Annotated in this window: 14 protein-coding genes; 4 read left to right on the top strand and 10 right to left on the bottom strand. The window is 60.5% G+C overall.

Annotation, left to right across the window (positions count from 1 at the left end; all coding sequences use genetic code 11):
* The first annotated feature begins 54 nt into the window (after window positions 1–54).
* The gene (locus HRU82_00505) at window positions 55–2,202 is read left to right on the top strand and encodes an EAL domain-containing protein (GenBank protein ID QOJ33521.1); all 2,148 of its coding nucleotides are present in this window, start codon (window positions 55–57) and stop codon (window positions 2,200–2,202) included.
* Here HRU82_00505 and HRU82_00500 read toward each other — a convergent pair.
* The 4 genes from HRU82_00500 to HRU82_00485 all read right to left on the bottom strand — a co-directional run bounded on the left by HRU82_00500 (window position 2,168) and on the right by HRU82_00485 (window position 7,297).
* Entirely contained in the window at window positions 2,168–3,874 is a 1,707-nt protein-coding gene (locus HRU82_00500; GenBank protein ID QOJ33520.1) for a tetratricopeptide repeat protein, read from the bottom strand. The two genes, HRU82_00505 and HRU82_00500, sit on opposite strands and share 35 nt — an antisense overlap.
* A gap of 88 nt (window positions 3,875–3,962) precedes the next feature.
* On the bottom strand, window positions 3,963–5,381 hold the full coding sequence (gene sthA / locus HRU82_00495) for a Si-specific NAD(P)(+) transhydrogenase (protein ID QOJ33519.1): 1,419 nt from the start codon (window positions 5,379–5,381) through the stop codon (window positions 3,963–3,965).
* Window positions 5,378–6,154 carry an HDOD domain-containing protein gene (locus HRU82_00490; protein ID QOJ33518.1) on the bottom strand — a complete coding sequence of 259 codons (777 nt, stop codon included), beginning with the start codon at window positions 6,152–6,154 and terminating at the stop codon, window positions 5,378–5,380. The genes sthA and HRU82_00490 overlap by 4 nt, the downstream gene beginning before the upstream one ends.
* A 186-nt stretch (window positions 6,155–6,340) precedes the next feature.
* Complete coding sequence (locus tag HRU82_00485) at window positions 6,341–7,297, bottom strand: IS5 family transposase (protein ID QOJ33517.1); 957 nt, start codon at window positions 7,295–7,297, stop codon at window positions 6,341–6,343.
* A gap of 304 nt (window positions 7,298–7,601) precedes the next feature.
* Between HRU82_00485 and HRU82_00480 the strand changes: the two genes are divergently transcribed.
* Genes HRU82_00480 through HRU82_00470 form a run of 3 tightly spaced genes read left to right on the top strand, consistent with a single transcriptional unit; the run spans window position 7,602 to window position 9,320 of the window.
* Window positions 7,602–8,051, top strand: a complete 450-nt coding sequence (locus HRU82_00480) for a hypothetical protein (protein ID QOJ33516.1) — start codon at window positions 7,602–7,604, stop codon at window positions 8,049–8,051.
* Between the two features lie 28 nt (window positions 8,052–8,079).
* Complete coding sequence (locus HRU82_00475; GenBank protein QOJ33515.1) at window positions 8,080–9,003, top strand: CoB--CoM heterodisulfide reductase iron-sulfur subunit B family protein; 924 nt, start codon at window positions 8,080–8,082, stop codon at window positions 9,001–9,003.
* A complete protein-coding gene (locus HRU82_00470) occupies window positions 9,000–9,320 on the top strand; it encodes a cupin domain-containing protein (GenBank protein QOJ33514.1) in 321 nt (106 codons plus the stop codon). Before HRU82_00475 ends, HRU82_00470 begins: the two co-directional genes overlap by 4 nt.
* A 21-nt stretch (window positions 9,321–9,341) precedes the next feature.
* Here the strand turns inward: HRU82_00470 and HRU82_00465 are convergent, their stop codons facing one another.
* The 6 genes from HRU82_00465 to HRU82_00440 all read right to left on the bottom strand — a co-directional run bounded on the left by HRU82_00465 (window position 9,342) and on the right by HRU82_00440 (window position 16,024).
* Window positions 9,342–10,097 (bottom strand): DUF3365 domain-containing protein, encoded by a 756-nt coding sequence (locus tag HRU82_00465; protein ID QOJ33513.1) that lies wholly within the window; start codon window positions 10,095–10,097, stop codon window positions 9,342–9,344.
* Window positions 10,098–10,117: 20 nt separating this feature from the next.
* Window positions 10,118–11,176 (bottom strand): transporter substrate-binding domain-containing protein, encoded by a 1,059-nt coding sequence (locus tag HRU82_00460; GenBank protein QOJ33512.1) that lies wholly within the window; start codon window positions 11,174–11,176, stop codon window positions 10,118–10,120.
* Window positions 11,146–11,775, bottom strand: coding sequence for a hypothetical protein (locus HRU82_00455; protein QOJ33511.1), 630 nt, complete (start codon window positions 11,773–11,775; stop codon window positions 11,146–11,148). Before HRU82_00455 ends, HRU82_00460 begins: the two co-directional genes overlap by 31 nt.
* A gap of 512 nt (window positions 11,776–12,287) precedes the next feature.
* Window positions 12,288–13,289: a multicopper oxidase domain-containing protein gene (locus HRU82_00450; GenBank protein ID QOJ33510.1), complete on the bottom strand. Its 1,002-nt coding sequence runs from the start codon at window positions 13,287–13,289 to the stop codon at window positions 12,288–12,290.
* A gap of 166 nt (window positions 13,290–13,455) precedes the next feature.
* On the bottom strand, window positions 13,456–14,184 hold the full coding sequence (locus HRU82_00445; protein ID QOJ33509.1) for a Crp/Fnr family transcriptional regulator: 729 nt from the start codon (window positions 14,182–14,184) through the stop codon (window positions 13,456–13,458).
* Window positions 14,153–16,024 (bottom strand): transketolase, encoded by a 1,872-nt coding sequence (locus HRU82_00440; GenBank protein QOJ33508.1) that lies wholly within the window; start codon window positions 16,022–16,024, stop codon window positions 14,153–14,155. The genes HRU82_00445 and HRU82_00440 overlap by 32 nt, the downstream gene beginning before the upstream one ends.
* Window positions 16,025–16,175: the final 151 nt, after the last annotated feature.

The following is a 16,175-nucleotide window of genomic DNA, read 5'->3' as shown; positions in this document are numbered from 1 at the left end:
GAACACACGACAGGGGCAACGCCCTCACAGGTATCCGCTGCAGCGCCACCACAAATGTCGGTCGCACATCCTGCTATGAGTCAAGGCCGTCCTGTCATTCTCGTCATCGACGACGACCCCACTGCACGCCTGTTCGTCCGTGGAGCCCTCGAACCGGCCGGCATGATCGTGACCGAAGCCTCCGGCGGTCAGGAGTCGCTGACCGTCTTCGAGAAACTGACTCCTGATCTCGTCGTGCTTGACATCGTGATGCCGGAGATGGACGGGTATCTCACCTGCTCTCGCATCCGGTCGTTGCCGCGCGGCAAACGCATTCCCATCTTGATCATGACCGGCCTGGACGATCCGAACTCCATCGCGCTGGCTTACGAACATGGGGCCACCGACTTCATCAACAAACCGGTCCACGCGACGATCCTGTGCCACCATATTCGGTACATGCTCAGAACCAGCAATGTGCTCCAGGCCTTGGTGCGCAGCGAAGCCCGCTTGGAACTCGCCCAACGGATCGCCCGGATCGGCAACTGGGATTGGAACCCGCGAACGAATCGCTTTTCGATGTCGAATGAGCTCTGTCGTCTGGCCGGGATCAGACCCCAGGACTTCGGAGGCACCTTCGAAGGATTCCTCCAGTTGGTCCACCCCGACGATCGCTCGGCGGTCCGGCGGGCGCTCGACAACCTGGTTCATCATCGCGCGCTGTGCGACATCGACCATCGGATCGTCCTCCCGAACGGCACCGATTTCACGATTCATTTGCAGGCCGAAGGAGTACGGGAAGAAGAAACCGACGAGTTGACGGTCATCGGCACGGCACAGGACATCACCGAACGCAAACAAGCCGAACGGGCGATTCACCGCTTGGCCTATTACGACAGTTTGACCGGTCTGGCCAATCGAGTCCTGTTCAAAGACCGTCTCTCCCATGCTATTTCGCACGCCGAGCGCCATGGACAGACGCTCGCCACGCTGTTCATCGACCTGGACCGCTTCAAGGTCATCAACGACACCTTGGGCCATACGGTCGGGGACCTACTCCTGACCCAAGTCGCCGAACGGCTGAGCGAATCGGTGCGGCAGAGCGATTCGGTCGCCCGACATGCCGACCAGGAACCCTCGCACGCACTGGCCCGCTTGGGCGGGGACGAGTTCACCATCCTCTTGACCGCGCTCCCGAACCCTGAAGATGCGGGCCGCGTCGCCAGGCGCATCCTTGAAGCCCTCGCCCATCCCTTCAATATCGAAGGCCACGAGGTGTTCATCGCGGCCAGCATCGGCATTTCCATCTATCCCTCCGACGGCGCCACGGTCGAAGCGCTGCTCAAGAACGCCGATACGGCCATGTATCACGCCAAGGAGCAGGGGCGAAACAACTGCCAATTCTATTCGTCGGGGCTGAACGCCGCCGCCGCCGAACGGCTGGATCTCGAGAACGACATTCGCCGCGCGCTGGAGCGTGAGGAGTTCATCGTCTACTATCAGCCCAAGCTGAACATCCATTCACGCAAGATCCTGGGCGCGGAGGCGTTGATACGATGGAAACATCCCAAACGCGGGTTGGTCACGCCGGGCGTGTTCCTCAATGCCGCCATCGATACGGGCCTGATTCGCCCGATGGACGAATGGGTATTGAGGAAGGCTTGTAGCCAGGTGAAGGCTTGGGAACAGGCGGGACTCTCGCCGATCACCGTGTCGGTGAATGTGTCCAACTCTCTCTTTCATGGCCGCACCTTGCCGACGACGGTGGGGGACGCCTTGCGCGAATCCGGGCTCAACCCGAATCAGCTTGAACTGGAATTGACGGAATCCATCGCCATGCGCGATGTGGAGGCGTCGATTACCATGCTGGAAGGATTACGGACAATGGGCGTGCGCCTGTCGATCGACGACTTCGGCACCGGGTATTCATCCCTCAGCTACCTCCAGCGGTTTCCGTTGAGCCGGCTCAAGATCGACCAATCCTTCGTCAAGGACCTGCAAACGAACGATAATAACGTCAAGATCACGAAAGCCATCATCGCGATGGCGCATAGCTTGAACCTGTCGGTCCTCGCGGAAGGCGTGGAGACGGAGGAACAACTGGCGCGATTGCGCGAGGAGGGCTGCGACGAGGTCCAGGGGTATCTGTTCAGCCGGCCGGTCTGCGCGGAGGACTTCGAACTGCTGCTCAGGGGCGGTGCCGATGTCCGTACAGCAGCGTGATGTTGATGCGGCGATTCGTATATCCTTCCTTGAACGCAATCGTATCGGTTTCGTGAAACAAGTCTGAGTTGAACACCACCGCACGATTCGCTCGGTAGGGGATCGTGATTTCCTTCGCCCCCTGCGACGTCAACCACTCGTAGATCTTCCCGCGGTTCTTGTCGCTGTTATAGGCTCGGAAATCCCAGTCTTTCGGTGCCTCCCGATCCCAGACGACCAAGCCTCCGGAGGACGGATCGAGGTTGGCCTCGTCCGGCGTGATCCAAAAATTGACGTTGACCGCCGCGGCATCCGCATGGATGTTCAAGCCGCGCCTGGCGCTGTCATGTTTGAAGGCCCAGGCTTGCGTGAGCCGATGGTCTCTAAAAATGCGCGGGAACCGCTGTCGGAGTTCCTCGGCAATCTGAAGCAAGAGAGGCGTGGCAAATCCGTCGCCCAGAAAGGCGCCGATATAGCCGTTCTCATAGTCTTTCTTCCAAATCGTGGAACTCCAACAAAAGCGGCGCAATCGCTGCAGCGCCTCCTCGGACAAAAGTCCATCGATATAGGTGACCTCGGGTTGTGCCGCATGGTAGCGCGCTTCGATGGCGGGAACATCGAGCTCCAGGCTGAGCGCGCCTTCCGGAATCCGCTCGCAGGGAGCTATATACAGGAGCCGGTTGAAGGAGGGTGCTAACGCCTGGAGGTCGACCGGCGAGAGGACCATGCGGTTGGACGCAGCCTGATCAGCCGGCTGTCCATCCGCTTGAGTGCGCAGGCGCATCAACGCTTCGACATAGGCGCGTGGTACGTCACCGGACAGAGCGGAATCCGCGAGATACTCCAGCTGCTCCGCATCGTGTTTGAGACGCGACCGGAACAGCGTCGTTCCGGCCACCGGGCGGCCGTGATCATGTTTCGTCCGCGCCGTCTCGTCGAAGCAATGCAGCGCCCGCAACGGCTCTCCCCGCCAGATCCATGCAATGCCGAGGTTATAGAGCGCCGTGCCGTATCCCGGCAGCACCCGTAGCGCCTCCTCAAAACAACGAACGGCTTCATCCAGCCGTCCCTGTTCCATCAACACCAGGCCGAGATTGTTGTGGGCCTCCGCATGCGAGGGCTTCAGCGCAATGGCGCGACGATAGGCCTGGGCTGCAGCCTCCAGCTCTCCCAGGTCTTTGAGAACGACCCCGAGATTGTTCTGGGCTTCGACGTGGGTGGAGTCGATGGCCAGGGCACCCTCATAGGCCGTCTGCGCCTCTCTGAGTCGGCCGAGTTCCTTGTAGGCATTGCCGAGATTCGTGCGAGCATCTAGGTGGCGAGGATTGAGCAGGATCGCCTGCCGGTAGGCATCGACGGCTTCGGCCAGGGCGCCGGCACGCTGCAGGACCACACCCTGGTTGAACCGGTACAGGGGATTGCGTGGGGCGGCCACGCAGGCCCGCTCCAGCCAGGCGACGGCCTCACGGGGATTCCCGCGACGGTAGAGCAGCAACCCCAGGCCATGCAGCGCATCCGGCTGCGTGCCCTCTCGTTCCAGGACCAGACGGTATCGTTGCTCCGCATCATCCAGCCGGCCCGATTGATGCAGTATTTGCGCTTCGCGCAGCAGGCTCGCCGTAGCAGCGGCTGCTGCCCCCCCGGCGCGCTTGGCCAGCGCTTTCTCCTGGCGGCGACGTTCCTCTCGATTCATGGAGCGCTCCCTGGTAGACGAAGGGACCGGCCGACAGAGAGACTATCGCAAACGGAGAGGGAGGGTCAAAGTGAGGTGGGAGGGCCGATCAGGCAGCCTTCTGGCCGTCCTGCTGTTGGCGGCGCTGACCGAGGATGTCGAGGGCCGCGACGCGATAGGCTTCGGCGAAGGACGGAAAGCTGAAGATACTGTCGATGAATTGATCGATGGAAGCGCCGTTTTGCAGCACCATTTGCCCCAGGTGGATCAACTCGGTGGCATCCTCACCGACGATCTGCACACCCAGCAGATGTTCACCGGACGGGTCGGCGATCAACTTCAACAGGCCGTCACAGGCATCGCGGATCTGCCCCTTGGCGATTTCGGTAAAACGCGCCCGGCCCACGAGCGGGCCACGGTACCGGAGTTTCGCCTGCTCCTCATCGAGCCCGATCGAGGCGATTTCCGGAATCGTGTAGATGCCGATGGGAATCTGGTTCACGGCTTCGCCGACCGGCAGGCCCAAAGCATGGCTCACGGCCCGTCGCCCCTGCTCCATGGCGCGAGAGGCCAACGACGACGAACCCAACATATCACCCACCGCATAGATGTGCGCCACCTCGGTCTGCCCATAGTCGTTCACCCGAAGCCAGCCTTGAGGATCGAGGGACAGGCCCGCGGCGGGGAGGTTCAGCTCTTCGACGTTCGGCTGACGCCCTAGCGCGACAAGCATCTTCTCGCTTTTCACGGCCAGCCCGTTCTCGAGGGTGGCGACCACGGAGGATACACCGTCCCAGGCCACTTCCTTCACCATGCGGCGGACGTAGAACCGCCCGCCACGCGACTCCAGGCTGCGCTGAAAAATCTCGACGAGGTCCTTGTCCAGGAAGGAAAGAGGTCGTTCATCCTTGTCGATCACCGTCACCTCCACGCCGAGCAAGGCAAAGGTGGCGGCATATTCGCAGGCGATGACCCCGCTTCCCAAGACCGTCAAGGAACGGGGCAGGTAGATCATCGACAGGATGGAATCGCTGTCCAGAATATGTTCGTGGTCGATGGGAATTTCCGGAATCATGCGGGGACGGGAGCCGGTGGCCAGCACGATCGTGTCGGCCCACAGAGTCTGGCAGGCGCCATCCACCGCCTCCACCTGCACTTCATGCGGGGAGAGGAAGCGCGCACGACCGTGCCGATAGGTGACGCTGTTCCTGGTCAACTGATCGCTCATGTACGACTCGTGCGCCTTGACCACCTCTTCCAGCCGATGGAGCAGGGACACGATAGGCACGTCGAGGCGCAGCCGCCCTTCGAACACTTCACTGGATCGTTTGATGCGATCGTATTGAACGGCGCTTTCCCGCAGGGTTTTGCTCGGGATCGTGCCGCGGTAGACGCAATTGCCCCCGATTCCTTGCTCCTGTTCGACCAATGCGACGCGTTTCCCCGCCTTGGCGCCTTGAATGGCCGCTTTTTGGCCGGCGGGTCCGCTCCCGATCACGACGATATCGTAGGTGGAGGCGGACTTCACAGCGGCATCGCCTCCACGGTCTTGGCCACCGTGTCCTTCAAGGCCAAGAGGGTGTCAATGTCCTTGGGGTATAAATTCAGGTCGGTGAACACCGCATGGTCGCGGACCGCCTCTTCGTTGAAGCCCTCCGGGTCGAGGAAATGCCGGGCCAACCGCTCGGCGAGACAGGTCGTCATACATTCCTGCTTGGCCGTCTTGGCATGGTCATAGTCGCTATGGAAGGTAATCGATTCGGTCACCGGCAGGGGAAGTCCCCATTCTTGAGCGACGAGGAGACCCACCTGCGTATGGTACCCGTCCAACAATTGATGGACCTGTTCTTTCGTCAAGGTCGCTCCCTGCTCCGTCGCCACTACCACCAAGGTCCGCAATACGACCGGTTTGCCGATTCCGTGGAGCAGTCCACAGAGATAGGCGCTTTCGACGTTGAAGCGGCGCATCCTGGCAATTTCCTTCGCGTAGGCCCCGCTGGCTAAGGAATGTTGCCAGAGTCGTTTGACCTCGTCGTCCCATCCCGGCACCTTGAAGGCACTACCCTTGATGGAGGCGGAGAAGGCGATTTCCGACATGAGATTCATGCCCAGCATGGACACGGCGTGCTGGAGCGAGACCACGGGATTCCGCGTCATGTAGGCGGGGGAGTTGGCGATCCGGATGACATGGGCGGCCAGGGCCTGATCCTGATGGATCAACGCGGCCAGTTTCGCCGCCTCTGCATTCGGGTCATACACCATGCCCAGGATTTGGGAGGCCACCTGGGGAAGCAGCGGCAACTCGACCTTTCCCTCATGAATCCGCTTGACTAATAGGGAACGTCTGATTAATTCGCGTTTCCACGAAGCAATCTGTTTCTCGGTGGATCAAGACGGGCCATCAGCTGGGAACCCGCTGGTCCGAGAGCGCCTTTCTCGGATTCCTCCGCCGTCAGGCGGCCCGCGCCCCGTTCGCACCCCCGTCCGCTAGGCTGCCGCCAGCAAGTGCCGGCGTGCTACATACAGATTCGCCAAGCCGCAACTGATAGACAACCAGTGCGCATTCTTCGCGAGCCCCCGGTACCGCACTTTGGCCCACCCGAAGATCCGCTTGATCACCAAGAACACATGCTCGACTTTGGCACGAACCTTCGACTTCGTCCGATTGCGGGCCCGCTCCGTCTCGCTCAAGGGCCGATGGCGATGGGCTTTCGTCTGGACGAAGCTCTTGGCATGGGGAGCATGGTGCTGAATCATGTCGCGTTGCCCGCTATAGGCGGCATCGCCCCATACTCGTGTCTCCTGTCCATGCAGCAACTCCGGCAACACCTGGCTGTCATGGACATTCGCCGCCGTGGCCGCCACTGAGTGAACCAGCTTCGTCCGGCTGTCCACTCCAATATGCGCCTTCATGCCGAAATACCACTGGTTCCCCTTCTTGGTCTGATGCATCTCCGGATCTCGCTCTTTCTGGCGATTCTTCGTCGAACTGGGCGCATTGATGATCGTGGCATCCACGATCGTGCCCCGGCTGACCTTCAGCCCGTGGGCAGCCAGATACGCGCCGATCCGCGCAAAGAGCTGTGCGCCCAAGTGGTGGGCTTCCAGCAGATGCCGAAACTTACAGATGGTGGTTTCATCCGGTACGGGCTCGCGGCCCAGATCAATCCCCACGAACTGCCGCATGGCGTGTGAGTCGTACAGCGCTTCCTCCACCGCCGGGTCCGACAGGTTAAACCACTGTTGCAGACAATGGAGGCGCAACATGCGTTCGACACCCACGGGCGGACGCCCTGGGCCCTCGGCCTTGGGGTAGACCGGCTCGATCGCCGCTACCAATTCCGCCCATGGAACAACCTGGTTCATCTCGTTGAGAAACTGCTCCCGGCGGGTGGGCTTGCGATACTGTTCAAACGAGACTTCGGCAAACGTCTGTTGCTGCATGGGGCACGCCTCCAGTTCAGTGCTGCGCTACCCTTAGCACATCATGCAAAGAGAATAAATCAGACCTTCCATAGTTCTTCCAAGGCTTCGGTCGTGACCGAACCTTCTGCCGACGTGGGTTCTTCGCTCATAGAGTTCACATCACCATCAGGAAGGGGTGGATGATCCGCTTGGCAGTTCCTTGTCGGCGTCTCAGGTCGAAAACCTTAACCGGATGGCAGGCCTCTCGGAGGTGGAAACTGCCGTCTGAATGGTATACTGTGCCGCCGAGTCGCGGATTGGCGTTCAGCCAGGGAGGGAACAGGTGAGAACCATCCGACAGTTGTGGCTAATTGTAGGATTGCTGGCTGGAAGCCTCGTGCTTCTGCCTGGCGGAGGGATCGCTGCCGAATCACAGTCGCCCGCCGGGGCAGACAAGGTCATTCGGGAGACCAAAGAAGCCGTCGAAGCCACCAAACAATACAGCGTCCAACAGAAGGAGGCTTTCGAAAAGGCCGTCCGCTCGGAACTCAACGAGATGCACGCCAAGATCGCCGAGTTGCGAAAGAAAACCGAGGCGGCCTCGGCTGCGGCTCGGGTCGAGCTTCAGAAGGCCGTCCAGGACCTGGAAAAAAAGAAAGATGAAGCCCGTAAGAAACTCGACCAAGTGAACGACTCGACAAGCGCAGCCTGGGCAACACTCAAGGACGGCATGACGCTAGCGGTCGAAGATCTGAAGAAAAGTTATCGCGACGCGCTGTCCAAGCTTCCTTGACCACACCAGACCAGGTAAGGTGACGCCGATGCCGCTGAAGTTTGCCCTTTATCCCGGTTGCGCCGCCAAAGGCGCGACGCCGGAGCTGTACCAATCCACCATGGCCATCATCGGCCGATTGGGCCTTGAGGTCGTCGAATTGGCCGCCTCCTCCTGCTGCGGGGCCGGCGTCATCGGCGAAGCGGATCCGGACGTGGCGCTGGCGCTGAACGCCAGGACCTTTGCCCAAGCCGAACGGCTGGGACTGGACGTGATGACGATCTGCGGCACCTGTCAAGGGGTCATGAGTGCCGCCAACCGGCGGCTGAAATCCGAACCGGCGACGCTCGAGCGAATCAACCGCATCCTCGCACAGGACGGCATCCGGTATCACGGCGGTATACAGGTCAAACACCTGCTCTGGATCGCGGTCCGCGATATCGGGCTCACCCGCCTCGGCACCCACGTCCAGACCTCGTTTCGCGACTTTCGAATCGCGCCCTTTTATGGGTGCTACATGCTTCGCCCCTCCTGGGAATTGGGATTCGACGATCCCGAAAATCCCAGCTCGTTGGAGAAGGTCATCCGCGCGGTCGGTGGAGAGCCGGTAGCCTATGCGGGGCGCACGAAGTGTTGCGGGTTCCCGATCATTTTGGAGAAGGAAGCCATCGCCGTGGCCATGGCCGGTACCAACATGAAAGACGCCCGTGACCATGGCGCCGACTTCATGGTGACGCCTTGCCCCCTCTGCCATATGAGCCTGGACATTTACCAGGAGCGGGCCGGGCAGGCGGTCCGGACGGCCCTGAACCTGCCGATTCTCCACCTGCCGCAATTGCTCGGCTTGGCCATGGGCATCCCGGCGCAGGACTTGGGCCTGTCACGCCACCTGATTTCAACGGACAGCATCGTGCGACGATTGCAGACACCACAGGAATCCCATCCATCCACAGCGGCGGAGCATGCGACATGAAGGTGATTTCCCTCTCTGATTTTCAGCAGTTCACTAGCGAGAAGATGAAAAAGAATAACCTCTTCCAGACCCCGAGGTTCTTTTGCGACATCTATTGTTTCGAGCCCGGTCAGGAGCAGAAGGGCCATATCCACGGCGAGCAGGACAAGGTCTACATCGTGCTGGAAGGCGAGGGAACGTTCCAGGTCGGCAAGCAGAGGCAGACCTTAACAACGGGACAAGGTACCCTGGCGCCGGCCGGCGAGGAACATGGCGTGAAGAACCACACGGCTCAACGATTGAAGGTGCTGGTCTTCGTGGCGCCGAATCATGGCTGAGAACGGAAGACTCTTTCCGACCTAGCGCGTGAGCGGGGTCGTGACGGTGATCGCCCCGGCGAGATCGCCCTCCTTATGCCCTTCCTTGGGATAACCGGAAATGTCGAGATCCCCCTTCGGCTCCCCATGGCAGGATAAACAGTCCTTTGCATAATAGATCGGCATGACGACCCGCAAGGTTTGTCCCCCCTCGGTCAATTCACTGACATAGGCCTCCGCGCGCGGCCTGGCCGACAACCACTGCAACACAGATGCTTCGTACTCGTCCGGCTCATTCTTGGGATTGCGCGGCTGGAGAGCCGTCTGTTTCAGCCGGACATGCGAGGCCTTGGAGAACCGGGCCGAGGTTCGGCTGCCATAGGTGGCGGGGATGAAATTCTTATACCCGATCCCGCGCTGGTTGATGACCACTTGGGCTTCACGGACGACCTCTTTGCCGGCCTGGACGAGCACCGGCAAGAGTTCCATCGCCAAGGGGGGAATCACGATGGATGGTGAAGCCGTCCGCAAAGCCGTGAGATCAATGCCGGTCCTGGCTCGAAACTCCTGGACCAATTGTTGTTCGAACACCTCAGCCGTCAGCCCTTTGTCGCCCTTGTGCGGATCGTCGATCAGCGCCTGGTTGCGCTCTATCACGATGCGGCCGGACTGCAGGAGTTTCGCCAAGAGCCTGGACGTTTCTTCCGCCTCCGCCCGTTCGACCGCCATCCCCAGGGACGGCTGTGCCGCCACACCGAGCACCACCGCCAGCAGGATCACTCCCCATGGCCTTTTCATGCTGATCCTCCCCTGTGCCATCATGATCCGAATTTGACTCGACAGCCTCCCTGCGTATAGTGCGCCGCCATGTTCTCCACGTCGAACGGGAGTCCCTCCAGCGAGGCCCGTCGCGGAAAGGCGTATTCCTCTTCCAGCCAGCGAATACGCATGTCTTGCAGCCGCCCTGACTCCTCCAACTTCAACAACAGATCGTTCACCAACCAACGCAATCGGTAACTCTCCTCGGCCAACACGACCGCATAGTTCGCCTTCGTCAGCAACAGGGGGGCGCCCTGATCACGAGTCAGGAGCATCCAGTCCTTGCGAACCCGATGCACCATGTACTCCAAGACCGGCTGCGCGCCGAGAATGACATCAATGGGTGGCTCCAATCCGGCGTCGGCATACTCGAAGGCCGCCGGAAGCGAATCGCAGACGACCAAGCGGGCGGAACGCAGGTTGGCCTCGGCATAGTGGTGCGCGCTGGTTTCATCCTGCACGGCCACCGTCAATCCATCCAATGCATGGGTGGGAAAAGCCGCCTCCGCAGGAGCGGACCGCAAAGTCGGTTGCATCAGATTCGCTCGCACTCGATCGAGGACCTCGCGATTTCTCGCGATCCCACTGGTGCCGCCGCCGTACAGATAGGGGAGCGAATAGGCCACACCGGCCCGCTGCGGCGAAGGAACATTGGCCGCCACGGCGGAAACGAACCAATCCAGATGCCCTTCGTTCAGGAGCCGGAACAGATCTCTAAACCGCACCAGATGAAGGACAGGGGTGACCGAACGGCCGCAACGGCGGGACAATTCGTCGGTCATGGCGCCGACCAGTTCGACGTCCAGGCCGGTGACCCGAGCCCCTTCATCCGTCCAGATGGCGGGGAACACAAAGGGACGAAAGGGCTCCATGGCCAAGCCGACCTGCACCCGTTCTCGGACACAAATAGCTTCGACTTCATTGTCTGACACGGGCCAGACCTGCTCGGCGGCGTCGATGAGTAACCCGCACCCGGTCAAGAGCGGAACCACCGCCAGACCGGTAAGCCACCGGTTGGAAACGCGCCTTAAAATCGAACGCCGGTCAAGAAGACCCATTGTTGCGCCTGCCCTGCCTCGCCGCGAAAATCCACCCCGTACTGCGTGAACTGAACGCCGATATCGACCGAGAGACTGCGGGCCACCGGGAAACGCACGCCGACCTGGCCGCCGACCAAATGTCCCGGAGCACGATGCCCTGGCCCCGGCATGACGCCCCCGCCTAGCAGCCCAAGATAGGGCACGGCCCGGTCCTCCAACGGACCGAACAGCAGATGCCTGATCATCCGGTTCAAGGGCCTATGCTTCGGGAAATCCAGGATGTCGATGAAGTTATTCCAGCGAGGGTTCAGAAACAAGGAGTGCTGGTCGGTTCGAAACTCCTGGGTGTGGACGCTGAAGAATTGATAGATGGCCCGGACTTCGACGTGACCATACCGCGCAGCCGTCACGCCGACTTGCACACCGATCTCTCGGTCATCCGGCGCGAAGGTTTGCTGACGCAACATGACATCGACATTAAACGGACGGATGGGATATTCCAGGACCGCTTCTTGGGCCGAACCCGACGGGACAGCGAGGAGCGACACCCAGCCGGCCATGAGCAGGCACGGCCCAAAGATGCCCCATTGCCATTCCATGACGCCAGTCGTTTGCATGACGAGATTGCGCGAACACGTCTCAGTCTGTCCGAATCGCTGGACGGGCGCAAGTGCCTATCAGGGAGTCGGTGGGGCTCCGCCCGTGGAGATACAGGATCGCATGATTTCGACCCGACAACTCGCGTCAGGGACCAGGCGTTCGGCCACAACGGATCGAAGTTGTTCCGCCGTCACCTCCCCTGGTTTCACATCAATGAGTGCGTGGTCGGATACGCTTTCCAAATCGACTCGTACCACGCCGGGCATGCGTGCCAAAGCCTCGCCGATAGACGGGCGTTGAGAAACACAGTCTTGTCCGGACAAGGACAGTGCCGTGCGCTCGTACCGTGGTTCGGCAGCGGCCGGAACCACGAGGCATCCGGTCAGCAGAAGGAGGAAGCACCATATCGTCCCAAGATTCCGCATCGGCATCTCCCAGAAACCATGAACGTTGCACGTGGGTGTGGATCACAGTGAGGTTTCTCCAAAGGGGGCCGGCCGTCCTCATGGGCGGCCGGCCCGCATGCCGGTCAGTGACCTGGCGGGGGTGTGGTCTCAGTCTTCGAGGTCGGCAACTCCCAGGGCACCATCGGCATCAACGGAGCCGGCTTCGCATCCGGTCCTGCCAACAGAACCGCAATGGCTCCTCGCAGGGCACCCGTCAGCGAATGAGTGACCAGTGGGTAGGCGCCGGCAGATTCCACCACGACGTCGAACGTCGCGGCGCTACCTGGGCCGACCACATAGGTCTGGACACCCTTCAAGTTATTGGCGGGATTACCACTCTCATATACATTGTCCCAAATCTCCCCGATGGGGTGGAACGAGGAAAATTCGTTGGGACCTGCATTGACGAAGTAGATGCGGACGCGTTCACCCGGCTTGGCATCGAGCTTCCCTCCGCCCGTAACAAACGGATGGTACTTGAAGATGCCGCCGTTGAACATGATGCCGTCATACTTGCGGTCGAACATGGCCTGCACATCGTTCGGATTCTTATAATACTCGGACTGCACCAGCACATACTCACGATCCGCCTTTGGCCAAACCTTGGCATCCTTCGGATCCACGATGATCGCGCCGAACATGCCGCGCGCGACGTGTTGGATCATCGGGGGCGCCCCGCAATGGTAAAAGAAGACGCCCGGCTTCTTAGCGACGAAGGTGAAGCTGATCGATTCTCCGGCATTGACCGCCCGATAGTTCTTGAGGAAGTCGATTTCCGCCGCATGGAAATCCATCGCGTGCGGGTTCTTGTTGGTGGCCGGGTTGGTCAAGGTGAAATTGATGGTGTCGCCTTCCGTCACCCGCACGACCGGGCCAGGGAACTGCCCGTTGAACGTCCAGGCAGCATACTTTTCCCCTCCACCGTCGATGACGATATCCGTTTCCACCGCCGTCATCTGGACGTCATGAGTTTTGGCTTGGGCGGAGAAGGCCATTCCGGCCACCAGCCCGAGCGTCACTCCCAATAGCGACGCCGTCTTGCACCGACGGCGTCTGTGATTGTGCTGCCATGTTTGCTCTTGCATGCCTGCCTCCTAATGGTTGAATCAGCGCCGCTGAAACTACTCTTTCGATCGGCATCCCTCGGAGCGCTCGAAGGATGATCGACTGTCGCACTTTACGGCAGAGCATGACCAATAAAATATGACAAATATCATATTTTAAAAAAATACCGGCCTCTCGTGGGAACAACTACGTGGAAGCGAGTAGCTTAAGCCTGGGAAGGTCGCGAACAATAAGCTGGGCAGCGGTTCCGGACACTAGACGATCTTTTTTGAATCGCGCCATGATGCGGATGGCGGTCTCGGTCGTAATCCCCACCATATCGGCCATGTCCTCTCGGGTGAGTCGAACAGCCAGTTTAATGCCATTCGGCTCCTTCACGCCCGTCCGCTCGGCCAGATCAACCAGCAACGAAGCCAGTCGTTGATCCGCCCGATCCAACGCGAGAACCTTGGCCTTTTCCTGTGCCTCATTCAAGCGGTTGCCGAGATGTCGTATCACCTCCATCGCGGCGGCTGGGTTCTGCCGCAAGATCTCGAAATAGGCCTCTTTCCTCATCCGCAGCACGCTGACGTCGCCCATGGGCCGAGCCGTGCCCGGATGGTAGGCCCCGTCGAACGTCGCGGCATCACAACAAAACAGATCCCCAGGCATCAGCACCTTGAGCGTGCACTCCTTCCCGCCGGGAGAGGACTTCACGCACTTGACCGTGCCCTCTTTGAGGATATGGAAATACTCCGTAGGATCCCCCTCCCGGAAAATATACTGCCCCTTTCCATAGCGGGTTTCGATCAGCTCGCCCAGGATCTTGTGGCGATCCTGGGCACTGAGAATCTTCAACAGGGGAATCTGGTTCAGCCCGCTCGGAAGGGCCTGATCGGGCTGTTCAGCGGAGAATTTCTTTGGCTGCTTCGACAATCGAGCGCACTCCGATTCCAAAATGATCGATGAGTTCCTCGGGCTTTCCGCTGCGGGGAATCTCGCGCACGGCCAGCTTTCGAACTCGCACGCCTTCCGAGGCCAGCGCGCTCAGCACCGTGTCGCCGAGGCCACCGTGAGCATAATGGTCCTCCACGGTCAGGAACCGGCCGTCGGTCGCTCGTGCGCATTCGAGCAGCGTCGCGCGATCGACGGGCACGATGCTATAGAGGTCCACGACGCGCGTCGCGAAACCGGCCGCTTTCAATTGATCATGCGCCTTCAACGCCTCAAACAACGTGACCCCGGCGGCAACGATCGTCAACCGATCGGAGGCGCTTTGCCGCAGGACCTTGGAGCCGCCGACTCGGAAAGGCTCATCACCATTATACAGGACCGGCGTCTTCGGGCGTCCGGCCCGCAGATAGACCATCCCCTTGTGGGCTGCGGCGATCTCAACCAGCTTGTACATCGACACACCGTCGGACGGATACAACACCGTCATGCCAGGCTGAGCCGACATCATCGCCAAATCTTCGAGCCCCATCTGCGAGGGACCGTCTTCGCCGATACTGACCCCCACGTGTGTGCCGACCAGCTTCACGTTCGACTGGCTGATGGCGGCCATGCGGATGAAGTCATAGGCGCGTGTGAAAAAGGCGGCAAAGGTGGCCACGAATGGAATCTTCCCGCAAGCCGCGATTCCGGCGGCTGCGCCCAACATATTTTGTTCGGCGATGAAGTTCTCCAAAAACCGATCAGGAAAGCGCTTGCCGAATTTGTCGCTGTACGTCGAGTTCTTCACGTCGGCGTCGAGGGCCACGACGGAAGGATTCGCCTCGCCCAGCGCCAGGAGTGCCGCGCCAAAGGCTTCGCGGGTCGCAACCGATTCCCCAACCTTGTAGGGAGGAGGTGCCATCGTTCCGGCGGACGGAGCTGCGGCCTTCACGGACGTCGGTTTGGCGACCTGCAGCGCGACCGCTCCGGGCTTTCGTTGCTTCGCCAACTCGTCCAGTGCTTTCTGTTCGTCCTCGCCCTTCTTGATGGGTTTGCCGTGCCATTCCGGATGGTTTTCCATGAAGGAGATCCCGCGCCCCTTGAAGGTCTTGGCGAGGAGCACGGTCGGGCGCCCCTTGGTCCGCGACGCTTCATCGAAGGCAGAAAGCAGGGCGGCGATGTCATGCCCGTCGACAACGATGGCATGCCAGCCGAATCCGGACCAGCGGGCACGGTAGGCTTCCATGTCGTGCTGCAGCATGGTGGGATCGCTTTGCCCCAAGCGGTTCACATCCACGATGGCGCAGAGATTGTCGAGACCGGCATGTCGGGCCACTTCAGCCGCCTCCCACACCGAGCCCTCGACGGACTCGCCGTCTCCCATCAACACATAGGTGCGGTAATCGGTCTTATCGATGGACTTGGCGTTGAATGCAAGGCCGACTCCGGCGGGCAACCCTTGGCCCAGCGAACCGGTGGCCATATCCACGAAGGGCAAACGCGGGGTAGGATGGCCTTCGAGATCGGATCCGAGTGTGCGCAGTTTCAGCAGGTCGGACGCCGGAAACAACCCGGCTTCCGCCCAGGCGGCATAAAGCAGGGGAGCCGCATGGCCCTTGGAGAGAACGAAGCGATCGCTGTTCGGCAACTTCGGGTTGTGGGGGTCGTACCGCATCACCGAGAAAAACAAGGCCGCCGCGATGTCGGCAGACGAACAGCAACTGGACGGATGGCCGCTGCCGGCTTCACTGGTTGCTTTGACACTGTCGATGCGGAGTTGAGCGGCCTTATCGGCCAGGGCGGTCAGCAATTCCGGCGTCGCCGGACTCGTCGGGGAAGTCATGCGCGATCCTTTCACGATTCACGAAAAACGGATGAGGTGGACAGTTGAGTTGGATGAGCCGGTTCTCTCGGCCAGAAGCTAACAAAAGGCATGCAGGGAGTCAATGAATGAAGGGCTCAACCCCGTTTCAAGATTGGACGCCCTGTCGGAT

It is taken from the genome of Nitrospira sp. (genome assembly GCA_015709715.1).
Lineage (GTDB): Bacteria > Nitrospirota > Nitrospiria > Nitrospirales > Nitrospiraceae > Nitrospira_A.
The sequence above is the reverse complement of the archived record's forward strand: the minus strand, read 5'-3'. Positions and strand labels throughout refer to the sequence as shown.